The sequence below is a fragment of the Vibrio sp. V38_P2S17PM301 genome (genome assembly GCF_009904845.1).
GTDB classification, from domain to species: Bacteria; Pseudomonadota; Gammaproteobacteria; order Enterobacterales; family Vibrionaceae; genus Vibrio; species Vibrio proteolyticus.
The window spans coordinates 227,109-245,013 of record NZ_WXWO01000001.1; the positions used below are offsets into that span (position 1 = coordinate 227,109).

Here is a 17,905-nt window from a genome sequence, read left to right on the forward strand (position 1 = left end):
CGCAATACTATCAAGTTATCGCTGAAAAGTAGAAAAATTCCCATTTCACTCTCTATAAGAGGCGCAATAATCTTGGTATCATGTGCGCCAAATTATGAACTTTATTGAGATATGCATTCAGCCAACTTCGGTGAATAAAATGCATACCTACCAATTCCCAAGAATTGAAGGAAGCGCGTGTGAATATCCAAGCACTTATTAATGACAAAGTATCTCAGGCTCTGGAAGCCGCTGGTGCACCGGCAGGCAGTCCTGCAGCAGTGCGTCAATCAGCAAAGCCACAATTCGGTGACTATCAGGCAAATGGCGTGATGGGCGTGGCGAAGAAGCTAGGCACAAACCCGCGAGAATTTGCACAGAAAGTACTGGATGTTCTGGATCTGGACGGTATTGCCAGCAAAACAGAAATCGCCGGCCCTGGTTTTATCAACATTTTCCTCAGCGAAGAGTTTCTGGCTAAGCAAGCGGACGCCGCTCTGGCAGACAGCCGTCTTGGTGTCACCAAAGAAGCACAAAAAACCATCGTTGCGGACTACTCAGCACCAAACGTTGCAAAAGAAATGCACGTGGGTCACCTGCGCTCAACCATCATCGGTGATGCGGTTGTTCGTACCCTTGAGTTTTTGGGCCATAAAGTCATTCGTGCCAACCACATCGGTGACTGGGGCACACAGTTCGGTATGTTGATCGCGAACCTTGAACGTGTGCAACAGGAATCGGGCGAAGTTTCGATGGAACTGGCGGATCTGGAAGGCTTCTACCGTGAATCGAAGAAATTGTATGACGAAGACGAAGCATTTGCCGCCAAAGCACGTAATTACGTAGTCAAACTGCAAAGTGGCGATGCGTACTGTGCTGAAATGTGGAAAAAGCTGGTTGATGTCACCATGGAACAAAACCAGCGTAACTACGACCGTCTGAACGTTTCTCTGACTCGTGCCGACGTGATGGGCGAAAGCATGTACAACGACATGCTGCCAGGTATCGTTGCCGACCTGAAAGAAAAAGGCCTGGCACAAGAAGACGACGGCGCGCAAGTCGTGTTCCTGGACGAGTACAAAAACAAAGACGGCGAGCCAATGGGTGTGATCATCCAGAAGCGCGACGGAGGTTTCCTTTACACCACCACCGACATCGCCTGTGCGAAATACCGCTACGAAACACTGGGCGCTGACCGCGTGTTGTACTTCATTGACTCACGTCAGCATCAGCACCTGATGCAAGCATGGACTATCGTTCGTAAAGCGGGTTACGTGCCTGATGAAGTCACGCTGGAACACCATGCATTCGGTATGATGCTGGGTAAAGACGGCCGTCCTTTCAAAACGCGTGCTGGCGGCACCGTCCGTTTGGCGGATCTGCTAGATGAAGCCCAAGAGCGTGCTATCAAGCTGATCGAAAGCAAAAATCCGGATCTGGATGCGGAAGAGAAAAACAACATTGCGACCACGGTGGCTATGGCAGCAGTCAAATACGCGGATCTCTCGAAACACCGCACCACCGACTACATTTTCGATTGGGATCACATGCTGGCATTTGAAGGCAACACTGCCCCATACATGCAGTATGCTTACACTCGCGTGGCGTCTATTTTTGCCAAAGCCGGCATTGCCATGGATGATCTGCAGGGCGACATCACCATCAGTGAAGAGAAAGAAAAAGCGCTGATCGCGAAGTTGCTTCAGTTTGAAGAAGCGGTTCAATCCGTTGCTCGTGAAGGTCAGCCACACATTATGTGTAGCTACCTGTTTGAACTGGCTGGTCAGTTCTCAAGCTTCTACGAAGCCTGCCCGATCCTGAGTGCCGAAGATGAGAGCGTGAAGCAGAGCCGTCTGAAACTAGCGGCACTGACAGCGAAGACCATCAAGCAAGGTCTGGCACTGCTGGGCATCAATACGCTGGATCGTATGTAATCCGATCACCGCAATACCAATAAGACAAAGGTTGGCAGTATAAGCCAACCTTTCTTTTATCTAACCGTAAGGAACCTTAAGCATGAGTTTCGAACTTCATCCCCAGTTAGCCAACGATACGACCGTGATCGGCCATTTTCCTCTCTGCGTGGCGCTGCTGCACAAAGACAGCGCAGTACCCTGGGTTATTTTGGTGCCTAAACGCGCTCAGTTAAAAGAACTTCACCACCTTCCAATGCAAGAGCAACACCAGTTCTTGCTTGAATCACAGGCCGTCAGCCAGGCGCTCGAAGCGATTTTCCAGCCGGACAAACTAAACTTGGGTGCCCTTGGGAATATGGTGCCTCAACTGCACATCCACCATATTGCGCGCTTTAAAAACGACATCGCCTGGCCTGGACCGCTATGGGGTAACACCCAGGGTGAGTTTCGTGACGAAGCAGAGCAACAGGCGATGCTGATCCGAATCCAGAACGTGTTGTCACTCAGCTCCATGTTCAGCAAAGCGTAATCCACGCATCATCAATAAAAAACGCTCCGGTTGAGGAGCGTTTTTTTATTGGATTACAGTTTGACCGTCAAAGATAAACCGTCTGGTCGATTCACCGAGTAACGGACCCGGGTAACATGCTCCGCACGATTCGTATCGATCGTGCGTGAAATGATCCCCTTACGTATCCAGACCGTCAACATGGCATCCACACCATCTTCGCTGAGCGCAAAACACTTGGCCAGTTCTTTGCGCGATGCACTACCCTGCTGTTCGATGTACCGCTTCAGCTCAGACAAAATCATGCCACAGGCACCTCAGTCAACGCTTGCTGCGAACGCCCTTGGCGTTTCAGGCTGACATACACCAATCCACTGCCGCCGATAACAATGGTAATCCAAATGGTACTTTGCATCGGTGTTTCGGTGAGCATTGAGGCCTGGTAGTACAAGGTCGCCCCAGCGTAGGCCAACCCCATGGTCCAGACGGCAATAAAGCGGGCATACTTGTGACCAAACTCACGAACGTATGCCCCCATGGCCGCAACACAAGGCGTGTAAAGCAAAATGAAAATCAAATACGCAAACGCGGCATGACCACTGGCAAAGTGCGCTTTAAGATTGCCGAAGATGGACGCATCCACTTCCTGATCCTGTGCCACACTCTGACTGTCACTCAAATCGCCAACTTCAATACCCAGCGGATCACTGAAGCTCAGGTCGCTCAGGTTTTGTGGAATCGACCATGCCGCCTCTTTGAGGCTGGCAGCCAAATCGAACTCAGCGTCCTCATCTGTCGGCGCGCTGTAAAGGTTGTTCAGTGTTCCCACGACCGCTTCTTTGGCGAAAATACCAGTAATGATCCCGACAGTCGCTGGCCAGTTGTCATGGTTGACCCCTATTGGAGCAAAAACAGGCGTGACCACCTGAGCAGCTTTAGACAGCATTGAATTTTCACTGTCCTGGTTGCCAAAAGTGCCATCGGTACCCACAGAGTTGAGGAAGCTGAGGATTGTCACTACCACCACAATGGTTTTGCCGGCTCCCAGAACAAACCGCTTCAGTTTTTGCCAGGTTTTGATCATCACATTCTGCATAGTCGGCAGTTCGTAATCTGGCATTTCCATCAACAAACTGTCACTGTCCCCCGGATAAAGCGTTTTTTTCAGAACCCAGCCAGTCAACACCGCCGCCGCAATCCCCAGCAGATAAAGGGCAAACACGATGTTCTGACCACTTTGTGGGAAAAAAGCCGCAGCAAACAGCGCGTACACAGGCAAACGTGCGCCACACGACATGAAGGGAGCCATCGATGCCGCCAACTTACGTTCGCGCTCCTGATCGAGAGTCCGGGTTGCCATGATCGCTGGCACGTTGCACCCAAACCCGAGGACCAAAGGGACGAAAGCTTTGCCCGGCAGGCCTATTTTCTGCATAACCTTGTCCAGTACAAATGCGGCACGGGACATGTAGCCGGAGCTCTCCAGAATCGCCAGGAACAGGTACAGACAGGCGATGACTGGGATGAAGGTTGCCACCGTTTGAATCCCCCCACCGACACCGTCAGCGATCAATGTAACCAACCATACCGGTAGATGCCCGTCGAGCAAGTGATGCCCACCATCCACCAACAAGGCACCGACACCAATATCGAAAAAGTCGATAAAAGCACTACCGATATTGATCGAGAACATGAACATCAGATACATAACCACAAAAAAGAACGGCACACCGATCCATTTGTTGAGAATGATCCGATCCGCTTTCTCGGTGAAACTGTGGCTCAGCTTTCCTTCGCTGCGGCGTACCCGCTTACACTGCTCATGTAAAAAGGTGTATTTGGTATCGGCAACGTGGAGATCGATATCAAGTTCCGTCGCCAACTGAGCCGCTTGAATCCGCTCACGCTCCGGCTGGGGGAGAGGATTAATCACTAACCGGTCGTTTTCCAGCGCGCGCACCGCCAGTGCTCTGGCAGCAACAGTCTGCTCTTCAAACAGTGGGGCAACCTGTGCGATAGCACGCTCAAACGTCTCAGCGTAATTCAGCGTCAGCTCTTTGAGGGCCACTCCCTGCACCAGAGTTTTATGCAGTTTCTCTTTAAACCGCAACACCTGCCCCTTGTTGTTGGCAGACAAAGAGAACACCGGACAGCCCAGAACTTTCTCCAGCGCTTTAATATCAATGACCTGTCGCTCACGCTTCAGCGCATCCATCTTATTCAGTACCACCACCATCGGGCGGCCCAACTCACGAAGCTGAAGTGTCATGTATAAACTGCGCTCGAGGCAGGTCGCGTCCACCACATTGATGATCAGATCTGCCGGATGGGTCAATACCGCACGTGAGGCAATCGACTCATCAATGCTGTTACCATCATTGCCACTGTCGAGCGCGTAAATACCTGGCAAGTCAGTTAACAAAAAATCATCACCAGAATGGCTATAGCGTCCGGTTTTCTTTTCGACAGTCACACCCGCCCAGTTACCGACTTGCTGCTTTGCGCCAGTCAGACCATTGAACAGAGTGGTTTTACCGCTATTAGGGTTACCGACGGTCAAAATCTGGTATTGCATATCAGCTCTCCACCTCAATCGCATTCGCTATTTTTTCACGCACAGCCAAAGAGACACCCCGCACTTCAACCTGCAACGGGTCACCCATCGGTGCACGGCGCACCAGTTTAACGTCAGTGTTGGGCAACAGGCCCATCACCATGAGTTTCTTGCGAATCTCGCCAGACAACTGGTCCAGAGCCACAATCGTGGCACTCTCACCTTGTTTTAATTCAGACAATTTCATGGGTTAGCTCAAGTGGTAATGAGAAATATTTTTATTCATGCTATCAAAAATACACGTGGATAACCTTAGTGTTATTGCGTGAAATCAAAGTTTCCGGATTTGCTCCGTCACTTGCGTAAATATCGCGCCCGTCAAAAACGTTAATCTCGCCTAAAACAGATCACAGAAGGCTAAGTCAACGAAATGTAATAAAACCGAGAATCAAAATAAAGCCATAAAAATCAGCATCTTAATTTGCTTTAGTATCTTGTCGGATTTCTCATGTAATGATGTCGTTAATTTTATAAGTAAAAAAAGTTGGTGGCGATATAGTAAATCTCGTTGGGAGGCGCTGACCTCTCAGACACAAATTCCAGAGGTGGTATGTGCAAACATGCCACTCCGGCAGCAAGCGAAGGTGTCATTGGCACCCGTGGTATAGTCCCCCCGGCTATACCACGACATTTTTTTCTTCTCTTTCCTCCACCATCTCTTTTCGCTCCTCCGACACACTTTTAGCCACGGTTTTACCTCGACAGTCAGTACGCCCGATCTGCAGAAAATACGGTTATCCTTGAACGCATACAAAGTAACGAACCAGTATCGGCTGGCTTGATTTAATCGTCGGATGAAAGGGGTTCGCTGTGCGTTTCAACGAACTGTGTGGGAGACACACCAAAGTACGTTCTGAAACGTTGACTGAAATATGAGGGGTCATTGAAGCCACAGTCAAACGCGACCTCAGAGACTTTGTGACCGGACAGTAATTGGCGGCAGGCGTGTTCCAGGCGGAATTCTGTCAGGTATTCTTTAAACGTTCTGCCCGTGGCTTGTTTGAAACGTCGCTGGAAACTTCGTTCTGATGTGTATAAACAATTTGCAATCACCGTCGTCCCGAAATCGGGGTCACGAAAGTAGCGTTCAATTAGACACGTCACATTATCCAGCCACTCCTGCTGACAGAGACCGGAACGAGTGGCCGTTTCACACTGGGTGGATTTGTGCATTTGATCGCGCGCGAGCTCGAGATCCACGGCCAGTGACCAGCTGAATTCGAGAAAGTTGCGCTCTTCCGAGCTAAAACAATGCAAGCAGCCGCCGCTGCGATCCACCAGACTGGGTAAATTGAGAACATTGAGATCTTTTTCGTCACCAATATAACGACGCTGAAGATCGGGTAAACGCTGACCGTAGTCGATCACTCTCAGTAGCACTTCAACGGCGGTTTGCTCCAGACTCAATACCACCGTTTGATGGCGGTAACCACGGCGCAACAAACTGGCAAATAAGGTATTGAATACCATGTCCAAATTGTCCTCGGTGATTTGAATCCGACTGGTTCTGGCCGCTGCGTTTTCTGTACGCAGTTCTACTTGGATCCCCGCTTTATCGAACTCCTCCTGCCAGCCTTGCAGTACCGTATCCAATAGCGGATACAAAACCACAACGCCTTGATGCCCTTCTTTCTGATCCAAGCACGCAAACTCTTGGCGTATCCGGCGCTGCAACGTCGTTTTCAGCCCCTGTGGTTCCCCACTCTGCAGCAGCGCTTCACTGGCAGACACCAACCTGGCTTCGAGCTCTTTGTTTTTTTGCGTCTGCAACATTTTGCGAATCTGCAGTTGTTTACGCAGTTGTTGGTTGTTGGTCAGCAGAATGCGACTCTGATGACGCAGTTGATCTGTTTTCAACGCCACCTGCGCTTTTAATTGTTTATTGGCTCGCATCATCAAACGGGAACGCCACCAAATCAGGGTGCTCAGCAACAAGAGTACGACAACCATCCCTGCCAGCTTGGCCCACCAGGTTAAATACCAGGGTTCATTGACAATAAATTGCAATGCATTCTCCGCCGACACGCGATCATGCGGTAGCCGGCTGCGCACTGTGATGGTGTACGTGCCGGGCATCAGATGGTCTAGCGTCAGCTGAGACCCTTGCAGTGCATGCCAACCTTCTTGATTGATCTGATACTCCACCTGTCGGCTGTTGCTTTGTGGCATGGTTCCGAATAAAAAACTCACCGAATCACCGTATCTCACTGGGACAAGATGAGGCGGATGACCACCGGTGGCCAGGGTTTGATTGTCGATGCTGACCCGTGAAAACAGCACTTTGCCACTCGGAATATCTTGGTCCAACAGCTGTGAAGAACGCGCCCGAATCAGGCCGTATTTAGAGCCGAAAATCAAAGCTGGCGCCAAAGAATTATCTAACGCACATTGCCGTGAAACAAACTCGTTCATGATTAAACCAAAGGGGGCACTGAAGTGCTTCTTCAACTGCTGCTGTGAGTTATAGAGTGATAAACCCGCCGACGAAGTCAGCCACATGTAGGGCCCCTGTGCGACCAGACAACGCGGCCCGATATTCAGATCAACCAGAGACACAGGCGTCAGGCTTTCTGTGTCTGGTGATAAGCGAAACACACCATAGGTCCCGGCAACCCACACACCGTCCTGGTAGTCAGTTTCAATATCGATGACCTGTCCGTAGCGTTCGCTGTCCTTTACAAATTGAATGTTTCCCCTGCGAAGGCGATAGATTCCGTGATCGGTGCCAATCACTATCCCCTGGGTCAGCGTCGCTAACAAGTCCGTCACCTGCGCGGGCAGATACGCCTCGATCAGCCATTGCCGGCCATACTCCTTAAGATGTTGCCGTGACACATCGTAAGACCACAGGTCATTGTCACTGACTCCCCATAATGTTTTCTGTTCATCCAGTTCCAGTTGTTGGACGGCCTTGCCTTTGAGCGCTGGCGGTAGCGCATTCTGGAGAACCTGACCTGTGAGTTTATTGATACAAACCAGACCATGGGGGGTAGCCAGAATGAGTTGTGAGTCCAGCTCGACCAAGTCATTAACCTGACCGCTGTAGAGCTGAATTCGCTGAGGCACTTTGTCGCTGATCAGGCGATCAACACCGAGGTTGGTGATCAGCCAGAAGTCGTCGTTATCGCGCTGTGGCACGATCGCTTGCAAGCTGCCACCCTCCCGACCATTACTGGTAGAACTGTCGGCGTAGCGTTCAAAATTGCGGGCGAACAACGAAATGTAATGCACACCACGGTTGGTTCCTATCCAGATACCACCGGTGTGATCATTGACCAAGGCATACACTTTGTTACCGGATAACGTGTATTCATCTCGCCCGACGCCAGTATATTTTCGGGTTTTCTGTTGGGCTATCGAGTAGACAAACAGGCCATTCTCGGTGCCGATCCAGTATTCATCGGCGCTCTCTGTGATGGCCAGAACATGCGTATCACCAATCCAGCGCTCTTCTTGCTGCGGATCATCAATGTTGATGATCACCGCCCCCTTCAACGTACCAATTAACAGCTGATTGCGTTGCTCAGAAAAGTAGATCGTTTCGATGTGTTGCTTGCCTGAGCTGACCACATGCGTAAACTGCTCCCCCTCCGAAAGATACACGCCGGAATTGGTCGCCAAAACCCATTTGCTGCGCACCAATCTGGCATCATTGATTTGAATGCGGCTCGACTGGTTATGCTGATAAAGCGGCATCAGTGAATAACTACGTAGCTCTTCGCTTTGCATGTCATAGGTGTAGAAGTGACGGTCATCGCTAACCCAGAGAAACCCGCCAGATGCACCTATCTTTCTGATCACATTACCTGGTGTTAGGCTGAATACGCCTTTGCGTTCCTGATTGGGAAATGTCTTGAAGACTTCGTTGTCGGCAAACGTCCAGAATGCCCCCGCCGAAAACACTAACTGCTTGGCTTGATAATCGAGCACTGACCCACTGCGCGGTAGCAAATGTTCACCGTCAAAAAAACGAACCTGACCGTGCACATCGTGAATCCACAAGCCCCCTTCCTGACCCGGAAACAAGTGTTTCGCCGCGATCCCTTTTCCCTCCGCATGAGTTGGCAGCGGATAAAAAACAGATGTCGAAGTGTCTTGCGCTCTCACGCCATGGCTCAGTACTACGGACAGAACCAAGAGTATCAGCCTAAACACGGTGGTGGGTTTCCTGCAGCAAAGTCTTAATGGCCTGACAATCCCCCGCATGAATGTCGGGGGAAGTTATTTCGTAATATTAATTATCTAATTTTATATCAATAACAAGGCATTAAAAGGTCGCAAACCGGAGAATAGCTGGTTTTCTAGCTGAGATCACAGCCAAGTGGCGCAAAGATCAACAAACAGGCCGCGTCAAAACGCGGCCTGAGTTCAATTAATGAGTGAGACAGGAGCTGAAACTGTCGGCAATGCTGCGCAAGAAGGTAAAATAACTGCCTGGCTGCACGGTAATCTGTGTTCCTAAAGGATCCAGTTCTCCCACTTTTACCTCACTGCCACGTGTTACCGACTCGATCACTGCTGGTGTAAACTGAGGTTCGGCAAATACACACTGTGCCTGCCCGGACGCCAATGCGGTCCGGATCTGGATTAACGTTTTCGCACCGGGCTTACGATCCGGGCTGACAGTGAAGTAACCCAGCTGCTTGAGCGCATAATCTTGTTCAAAGTAACCGTACGCATCATGAAAAACATAATAGCCGCTTTTGGACACGGGCTTGAGCTGAGCAGCCAATTCGTGATTCAACTGCATTAGCTGCTGGTTAAACGCCGCCAGATTACTTTGATACTGAGTCTGATGCTCCGGATCGATTTCGACCAGTTTTTGTACGATTGCAGCCGCAATTTGCTGTGTAGGCTTGATACCCAGCCAGAAATGCGGATCATGCGTACCATGATCATGACCATCGTCGTGATGATGTTCACCGAACTCCCTCAGTTGTAGCTCCGGCAGGTGACTAAGTGTCAGCACCTGAGCACTAGGTTTGGCCGCGACGACTTTCTCCATAAAAGGCTCCAGTTCATGCCCGAACCAAATCACGAGATCGGCGCTATGCACCCGCTTCACATCGGAAGGACGTAGTGCGTAATCATGAGGAGACGCATTAGAGCTAAGTAAAACATCCGGCTGGCTTACACCTTGGGTCAGTTCTGTCGTGATCATTTGAATGGGTTTAATACTGGTCAGAATCGTGCTTGCCTTGGCACCGACCGACGCTATGCTTAACAGCAAAAACAGAGTAAAACGAGTCATAACTTATTGATATTTGCTTGTGGCTTGAAATGAGATTAAATGTTACATTATAACATTACCAAAATGCAATGAGTTCCATCCATGTCCGCATTAATTGAACTGCGCAATATCTGCGTAGAATTTGGACCGAGAAAAGTCCTCGACAACGTCAGCCTGAGGCTGGAAAAAGGCAAAATCACCACATTGATTGGTCCCAACGGTGCGGGTAAGTCGACTTTAGTCAAAGTATTGCTTGGCTTACAGAAAAGTTATACCGGTCAGATCATCAAATCACGCGGCGTAAAAATCGGCTATGTGCCGCAGAAACTGAAGCTGAATGACTCACTTCCGCTTAACGTTAGACGCTTTTTGCAGTTGGCCGGGCGTTACAGCTCACAAGAGCAGTTGGATGCGCTCAAATTAGTCGGGGCCGAACACCTGATCGACAGCGACATGCACCATTTGTCCGGCGGAGAAAATCAACGCGTACTGCTCGCCCGGGCGCTGTTGCAAAGACCTGAACTGTTGGTATTGGATGAACCTGCGCAAGGTGTGGACGTACAAGGGCAAATCGATTTGTATGACCTGATCGATACCATACGCCACCGCTTTGGCTGCAGCGTGTTTATGGTTTCGCACGATTTACACCTGGTGATGGCCAAGACCGATGATGTGATCTGCCTGCAGCACCATATTTGTTGCTCGGGGACACCGGCAGCCATTACCCGGCATCCGAACTATATTGCCCTGTTTGGCGAAGCACGACAGGAAGCGCTGGCGTTGTACCACCACCAGCACGAACATCATCATCACGATCTGGCTGGTCAACCCGTTACAGGCGAAGGCGACAGCTGTTCTCACCACTCTCACGGGCATCATCACCATGATTGAATTTCTGCTTCCGTCGATTCTTGCCGGCCTTGGCATTGCACTCATCGCAGGCCCTCTGGGATCTTTCGTTGTCTGGCGCAAGATGGCCTACTTTGGCGATACCCTAGCGCATGCCTCATTGATGGGGTTAGCGCTCGGCTTCCTGCTCAATGTTAATCTCTATCTGGCTCTGCTGGTATGTTGTATGGCACTGGCGGTTTTACTGGTCACGCTGCAAAAACAGCAGTTGGTCGCCACCGACACACTTCTCGGTATTCTCGCACACAGTTCGCTGTCGTTTGGTCTGGTGGCGGTCAGCTTCCTGGATAACGTTCGGGTTGATCTGATGAGTTACCTGTTCGGCGATTTACTGGCCGTCTCACCCCAAGATCTGATGTTCATTTATGCTGGTGTGATTGCAGTGTCTGTCGTTTTATTGCTGTTCTGGCGTCCCTTACTATCGACCACCGTCAATGAGGAGCTGGCTGCGGTAGAGGGCCATAATGTTGACCTGATGAGACTGGTGTTAATGCTGCTGGTTGGCATGGTGATCGCCGTAGGGATGAAATTCGTTGGTGCTCTGATCATGACCTCGTTGTTGATCATTCCGGCCGCGACGGCGCGACGTTTTGCCCGCACACCAGAACAGATGGCGGCACTGGCTTCTTTGCTCGGCGCCATCGCGGTATTGGGTGGCCTGAGCCTGTCCTGGCATTTTGATACGCCAGCCGGCCCTTCAGTGGTGTTAAGTGCCACCGCTATGTTTTTACTCGCACAAGGTATCAAGGTTCGCCAATAAGGCACAAAAAAGGCTTCCATCAGGAAGCCTTTTCTTCTTGCTCAGTTCGCGCTTCAGGCGCCTTCGTTATGCAGCTCAAGATTCGCCAGATCCTGCTGTATTTCACGTTGCAGTTTGGCATCATCGTTACGCAATGACTCAAGAAACTCCAGGTATTTCTGATCGATATCTCCGGTGACATATTCACCATTGAACACTGACGTTTCAAATTTGGTGATATCGGTATTGCCCAAACCAACCGCCGCAATCAGATCATCAAGTGTCTGGTAGATAAGTTCATCAGCACCAATCTGCTTGCAGATTGCGTCGTTGTCACGACCATGAGCAATCAGCTCATTCGCGCTTGGCATATCGATACCGTACACGTTGGGGAAACGAATTTCCGGAGCCGCCGACACCATAAAGACTTTTCTCGCCCCTGAATCACGCGCCATTTCAATGATCTGCTCGGATGTTGTACCGCGAACAATCGAGTCATCCACCAACAACACATTCTTGTCCTTAAATTCCGAGCGAATGGCATTGAGTTTACGGCGTACCGACTTCTTACGCTGCTGCTGACCTGGCATGATGAACGTGCGTCCAACATAACGGTTTTTCACAAAGCCCTGACGATACGGTTTATCGATCGCTTGTGCGATTTGCAGCGCGATATCACACGAGGTTTCCGGAATTGGGATCACCACATCGATGTCCAGATGGGCGTACTCATCACGAATCCGCTCACCCAGCTTTTTACCCATTTCAACCCGGGCGCTGTAAACCGAAATTTTATCGATAAACGAATCCGGGCGCGCAAAGTAGACAAACTCAAAAATACATGGGTTCAATGCTGGGTTGTCAGCACATTGCTTGGTGTGCAGCTCGCCGTCGAAAGTCGCATAGATCGCTTCACCTGGGGCAACATCACGAACAAAATCAAAACCGACCGCATCCAGTGCCACCGATTCTGACGCCACCATGTATTCGGTATGTCCGCCCACGACACGTTTACCCAAACACAGTGGACGAATGCCATTCGGATCACGAAATGCAATCAAACCGTGTCCAATGATCATGGCCGCCACTGCGTACGCCCCGCGGATGGTGCGATGGACATTCGTTACAGCACGGAACACATCATCTGTGGTCACATTGCCTTTAACGGTGTCAATCTCATGCGCCAGCACATTAAGCAGCACTTCAGAATCCGATGTGGTGTTGATGTGACGGCGGTCTTTGGCGAACAGTTTATCGCGAACTTCATTGGCGTTGGTGAGGTTACCGTTGTGAGCGAGGGAGATGCCGAAAGGAGAGTTGACGTAGAATGGTTGAGCTTCTGAGGCGCTTGAGCTGCCTGCGGTCGGGTAGCGCACATGACCAATCCCTACATCGCCCTGCAGGCGTTGCATGTGTCTGGCTTCAAACACATCCTTCACCAATCCGTTTGCTTTTCGCAGACGAAAACGATTGCTTTCTATGGTACAAATACCAGCGGCATCTTGGCCACGATGCTGTAAGACCGTTAAAGCGTCATAGATAGACTGGTTTACAGGCGAAGTGCCCACGATTCCAACAATACCACACATGTCCTAACCCTCGATTTGCGACAATGGCTGGCGCTATTTAGCGCCAGATAAAAAACTCGATGTTGCTTGCAAGTGCTCGAAGAACGGCGCAATGATACGGCTGAACTCAGGTACCAACTGCGAATCCTTCCACCACTGTGAATCCGGGAATGCAGTAAACGCATCCATAAAAAACAGCGCTGCCGAGACAATCAGTATGCCGCGCAGAGCACCGAATACGATGCCCAAAATACGGTCAGTGCCCGACAAACCGGTCTTCTGTACCAGCTGAGCGATGACGTAATTGACGATCGCTCCGACAATCAATGTTGCAATAAACAACGCTGCAATCGCGGTGCCGTTACGAAACATCTCATCCTGAATATTAGTAAAATAAACAGCGAGCTTCTGGTAATACTGACTGGCGATAAAAAAAGCGCCAAACCAGATAACTAACGACAATGCTTCTTTGGCAAAGCCACGGACTAAACTGATCAATGCCGACAGGCCGATCACACTTAAAATGACAATATCTAACCAATTCATGAGTTCTTCATCTTAAGTTGGCGCGCATTTTAACAGAAAAAATGCTGACGCAAACGTTTTCTTATGGATTTAATGGTTTAAATTTGAGCAATTGACCTTTTGAGCCAGTAATTTTTTCTAACTCTATGATCTGACGCTCCAGTTTACTTTTTGACACGTCAGGACCAATAATGACCCGGGTAAAATTGTTTTCGTGTCGGGTGTGAGCCTGATAACCGCGTTTCTGCAGATCTTTAACCAGCACTTCTGCATTTTCAGCATTTTTCAACGCCATGAGCTGAATGATCCAGGCACTGTCGTCATACTCATTCTGCTCCGGCACGTTGCGCGCGGTCACTTCGACCGTTTCTCGCACTGGTGGCTGCTCAACAACGGTTTTCGGCTGGGATGGGGTTTCCTGTGATTCGACCGGCGCCTCTTCCTGTGCGACTTCCACAGGTGACTCGGGCAACGCAACCTTGTCTTCAACCGGATCCAGGACCTCAAAGGTTTCCGCTTCACTGTCCAATTCCGGCTTAATCGGAATGCTGGCAATGTCTTCTTTATAGTGGGTTTTCTTGCCGTCCAGAACATCCGGTAACACGATAACGCCGATGGCGACCAGAACAATGGTCCCCACCAAGCGACTTTGGAACTTACTAGCCATTTATTCTCCTTTCTGCTGCCAGTGCTCTAGTACTTCACCAACAGTGTGGAATGAACCGACCACAATTATTGCTTCGTCGTCCGCAGCCTGTGTCAACGCGGCTTCAAATGCCGCGACCGGGTTGGCGTATTTCCCCTGATATTCAGCCAAATGAGCACACAGCTCCTCGGCCGCTGCCGCACGTGGTCCGCTCAGAGACGCCGGATACCATTTCGCCGCGATTGGTGCCAATGCATTGAGCGTAGCCGGAATATCTTTATCGTGCAGCATCGCCACCACCACATGGATACTTTTCTCTGCCAAACGACGATTAACCTGTTCAGCCAGGTATTCGGCAGAGTGCGGATTGTGGGCCACATCCAGTAAGATAAGTGGTTGTTCATTGATGACCTGCATGCGCCCCGGCAGCCTTGCATTCCGTAATCCGTTGACGATATTCACATCACTGATATCAAGCTCCGCACTACCCAGCGCCATCAACGCTGTCGCCGCATTTGGCAACGGTAGATCAGGGACCGGCAGATCCGTCATTTCAAAGCAGCCACTGTGCCAGCGCCACGTACTGTCTGATTCTAGGGTGAAGTCGTACTGAATACCGACCTGGAAAAGCTCTGCTCCGATATCATCGGCGTGAGCTGCCACCGTCGCAGGGGCTTTGGGCTGACCACAGATAGCTGGTCGGCCGGAGCGGAAAATGCCGGCTTTCTCGTAACCGATGACGTTGATGTCATCCCCAAGCCAGTCAACATGGTCAACCGCCAAACTGGTGATCACCGACACATCGTGCTCGACGACATTGGTGGCATCCAAACGTCCCCCTAGCCCGACTTCTAGCAGAACCACATCCACCTTGTATTGTTCAAACAGTCGCAACGCGGCTAACGTGCCAAATTCAAAGAAACTCAGGCTGATATCACCACGTAGTGCTTCGATAAACGCAAAAGCCTGGCAATGCTGCTCGTCAGGCAGATCGGCACCGTTCACGCGCACGCGCTCGTTATAACGAATCAGATGGGGAGAGCTGTACACACCAACAGAATACCCGGCATCGAGCAAGATGGCTTCCATCAGCGCACAGGTGGAACCTTTGCCGTTTGTACCGGCAACAGTGATCACGGTAGGTGCAGGTTTAGTCAGGTTAGCGGTTTGAGCGACGGCTTGAACCCGGTCTAAACCGAGGTCGATCGCAGAAGTGTGAATGTGGGTTAAATAATCAAGCCACACCGACAATGGCGATGTGGCTTGTGGAACAGGGTTGTGACTCATCTAACTTTATAACCTTTAAATTCAGGTCGGTACGTTAGCGTCTACTTTACCCTTTTTCGTCTGCTTCTGGTACAGTGTAAGGCTCTTCATTTGGAGAATCGTTCACAGAAACGACCAGTGGAGAGCTTTGGTTCGTCAGTTTCGCAACCAGACCACCTACACGCTGACGCATTTCACGACGGTCAACGATCATATCGATCGCACCGTGCTCCAGCAGAAACTCACTGCGCTGGAAACCCTGAGGCAGATCTTCACGTACCGTTTGTTCGATAACGCGACGGCCAGCAAAACCAATCAATGCTTTCGGCTCACCGATGTTGATGTCACCCAGCATCGCCAAACTCGCAGATACCCCACCCATCGTCGGATCAGTCATGACCGAGATAAACGGCAGGCCTTTTTCCGTCAGACGCTCAAGCGCCGCACTGGTTTTCGCCATCTGCATCAGTGACATCAAAGCTTCTTGCATACGAGCACCGCCACTGGCTGAGAAACAAATCAGCGCCGTGTTGTTTTCCATCGCAGCTTCTACGGCACGCACAAAACGCGCACCCACTACAGAGCCCATGGAACCGCCCATGAAAGAAAACTCAAACGCACACGCTACAACAGGCATGCCCAGCAGTTCACCTTGCATGACCACCAATGCGTCTTTCTCACCGCTGCTCTTTTGTGCCGCGGAGATACGATCTTTATAACGCTTGGAGTCTTTGAACTTCAGCTTGTCCTGTGGCTCAAGCTCATCCGCCAGTTCCACGCGGTTGTTTTCGTCCAGGAATGTTTCCAGACGACGACGTGCTTTCATCCGCATGTGGTGACCACATTTCGGGCACACTTCCAGGTTGCGTTCCAACTCTGCGTGGTAAAGCACCTGTTCACATGAGGTACATTTAGTCCAAACCCCTTCCGGGATGGACGCTTTACGTGAACTTACAATGTTGCTCTTTTCTAAAATCTTTTCAAGCCAACTCATGGAAGACCTTTTCTCTTTACTCTCCCGCCTAATTGCGAAAGATACATATTCGAATTTACGCGTGGAGGATTAAAGCATATAAAACGCAAACTGTAGACAAAAAACTGGTTGTACCTATTTCCTGAATACCGCCTCACAAGACGACTGCTAATACTTTAAACAACTCCTATTTGAACAAGTTACCAGCAATTAGTTCAATTGATCGGGTAAAAATAGCGGTCCGATCGGCGCTCTGGGTAACTGGAACTCTTCAGGATAATCGACGTCCACCAGGTAGAGTCCTTCCGCTTTAGCGGTGGCTCCCGCCAGTTTACGATCCTTAGCATCCAGCAGCCACTTGATCCACTCCGGCGCCTGCTCGCCACGACCGACACAAATCAGACTGCCGGTAATGTTACGTACCATATGGTGAACGAACGCATTGGCTTTAATATCAATGATAACGTAATGACCTTGCCGCGTTACATCCAGATGCATTATGTTACGCCATGGACTGCGTGACTGGCAATGCACAGCACGGAAAGACGTGAAGTCATTCTCGCCAAGCAAGAACTGTCCGGCACGGTGCATTTTTTCCACGTCCAGTTCACCGTGATAATGACTCACTCCCGAAGAGAGAATCCCAGGTCTCAGTGCATGGTTATAGATAATATAGCGGTAACGACGGGCCGTCGCCGCGAAACGAGCATGAAATTCATCCGGTACTTCTTTCGCCCAGCGCACAGCTATATCACCGGGTAAATTGGCATTCGCTCCCATCGTCCAGGCCACCATCTTACGGCTTGCTGTGGTATCGAAATGAACCACTTGCCCAGTGCCGTGAACGCCCGCATCAGTCCGACCCGCACACTGAACCTCTACCGGATGGTTAGCGACGACACTCAAAGCCTTTTCCAGCGATTGCTGAACACTTTTCACTTCTCGCTGACGCTGCCAACCAAAGTAATGAGTGCCATCGTACTCAATACCTAATGCAATTCTCATTTCACCGTTCTCTCTGAAAATGGGGCG

The 17,905-nt window shown here is 50.4% G+C and carries 14 protein-coding genes and 2 pseudogenes; 4 read left to right on the top strand and 12 right to left on the bottom strand.

Annotated elements, in window-relative coordinates; genetic code table 11:
* Nucleotides 1-179: 179 nt before the first annotated feature.
* Both argS and CAG64_RS01030 read left to right on the top strand, forming a co-directional pair.
* Nucleotides 180-1,913 (top strand): arginine--tRNA ligase, encoded by a 1,734-nt coding sequence (gene argS / locus CAG64_RS01025; RefSeq protein WP_161454672.1) that lies wholly within the window; start codon nt 180-182, stop codon nt 1,911-1,913.
* Nucleotides 1,914-1,995: 82 nt separating this feature from the next.
* Nucleotides 1,996-2,424, top strand: a complete 429-nt coding sequence (locus CAG64_RS01030; RefSeq protein ID WP_161454673.1) for an HIT family protein — start codon at nt 1,996-1,998, stop codon at nt 2,422-2,424.
* A 53-nt stretch (nt 2,425-2,477) separates the two neighbouring features.
* On the opposite strand, the gene CAG64_RS01035 is transcribed toward CAG64_RS01030, so the two are convergent.
* The 5 genes from CAG64_RS01035 to znuA all read right to left on the bottom strand — a co-directional run bounded on the left by CAG64_RS01035 (nt 2,478) and on the right by znuA (nt 10,268).
* Complete coding sequence (locus CAG64_RS01035; protein WP_161488464.1) at nt 2,478-2,708, bottom strand: FeoC-like transcriptional regulator; 231 nt, start codon at nt 2,706-2,708, stop codon at nt 2,478-2,480.
* Nucleotides 2,705-4,978 (bottom strand): Fe(2+) transporter permease subunit FeoB, encoded by a 2,274-nt coding sequence (gene feoB, locus CAG64_RS01040; protein WP_161488463.1) that lies wholly within the window; start codon nt 4,976-4,978, stop codon nt 2,705-2,707. Before feoB ends, CAG64_RS01035 begins: the two co-directional genes overlap by 4 nt.
* 1 nt (nt 4,979) lies before the next feature.
* Nucleotides 4,980-5,204, bottom strand: a complete 225-nt coding sequence (locus tag CAG64_RS01045; protein WP_021703873.1) for a FeoA family protein — start codon at nt 5,202-5,204, stop codon at nt 4,980-4,982.
* 596 nt (nt 5,205-5,800) lie between these two features.
* Nucleotides 5,801-9,172: a helix-turn-helix domain-containing protein gene (locus tag CAG64_RS01050; protein WP_161489245.1), complete on the bottom strand. Its 3,372-nt coding sequence runs from the start codon at nt 9,170-9,172 to the stop codon at nt 5,801-5,803.
* A 217-nt stretch (nt 9,173-9,389) separates the two neighbouring features.
* Nucleotides 9,390-10,268 carry a zinc ABC transporter substrate-binding protein ZnuA gene (gene znuA / locus CAG64_RS01055; protein ID WP_161457543.1) on the bottom strand — a complete coding sequence of 293 codons (879 nt, stop codon included), beginning with the start codon at nt 10,266-10,268 and terminating at the stop codon, nt 9,390-9,392.
* Between the two features lie 81 nt (nt 10,269-10,349).
* On the opposite strand from znuA, the gene znuC reads away from it, so the two are divergent.
* Nucleotides 10,350-11,138: a zinc ABC transporter ATP-binding protein ZnuC gene (gene znuC / locus CAG64_RS01060; protein WP_021703870.1), complete on the top strand. Its 789-nt coding sequence runs from the start codon at nt 10,350-10,352 to the stop codon at nt 11,136-11,138.
* On the top strand, nt 11,131-11,916 hold the full coding sequence (gene znuB / locus CAG64_RS01065) for a zinc ABC transporter permease subunit ZnuB (RefSeq protein WP_021703869.1): 786 nt from the start codon (nt 11,131-11,133) through the stop codon (nt 11,914-11,916). The genes znuC and znuB overlap by 8 nt, the downstream gene beginning before the upstream one ends.
* Before the next feature lie 53 nt (nt 11,917-11,969).
* Here znuB and purF read toward each other — a convergent pair whose 3' ends face one another.
* The 7 genes and pseudogenes from purF to truA all read right to left on the bottom strand — a co-directional run bounded on the left by purF (nt 11,970) and on the right by truA (nt 17,878).
* Nucleotides 11,970-13,484, bottom strand: coding sequence for an amidophosphoribosyltransferase (purF, locus tag CAG64_RS01070; RefSeq protein WP_021703868.1), 1,515 nt, complete (start codon nt 13,482-13,484; stop codon nt 11,970-11,972).
* A gap of 33 nt (nt 13,485-13,517) precedes the next feature.
* Nucleotides 13,518-14,009 (bottom strand): CvpA family protein, encoded by a 492-nt coding sequence (locus CAG64_RS01075; protein WP_161454484.1) that lies wholly within the window; start codon nt 14,007-14,009, stop codon nt 13,518-13,520.
* Nucleotides 14,010-14,070: 61 nt separating this feature from the next.
* Nucleotides 14,071-14,337 (bottom strand): annotated as a pseudogene (locus CAG64_RS24040) (SPOR domain-containing protein); the annotation flags it as partial.
* Nucleotides 14,338-14,432: 95 nt separating this feature from the next.
* A pseudogene (locus CAG64_RS24045) lies at nt 14,433-14,655 on the bottom strand (cell division protein DedD); the annotation flags it as partial.
* Nucleotides 14,656-15,921 (bottom strand): bifunctional tetrahydrofolate synthase/dihydrofolate synthase, encoded by a 1,266-nt coding sequence (gene folC, locus CAG64_RS01085; RefSeq protein ID WP_161457542.1) that lies wholly within the window; start codon nt 15,919-15,921, stop codon nt 14,656-14,658.
* Between the two features lie 46 nt (nt 15,922-15,967).
* Nucleotides 15,968-16,894 carry an acetyl-CoA carboxylase, carboxyltransferase subunit beta gene (accD, locus tag CAG64_RS01090; protein ID WP_161457541.1) on the bottom strand — a complete coding sequence of 309 codons (927 nt, stop codon included), beginning with the start codon at nt 16,892-16,894 and terminating at the stop codon, nt 15,968-15,970.
* A gap of 189 nt (nt 16,895-17,083) precedes the next feature.
* A complete protein-coding gene (gene truA, locus CAG64_RS01095; RefSeq protein ID WP_021703863.1) occupies nt 17,084-17,878 on the bottom strand; it encodes a tRNA pseudouridine(38-40) synthase TruA in 795 nt (264 codons plus the stop codon).
* Nucleotides 17,879-17,905: the final 27 nt, after the last annotated feature.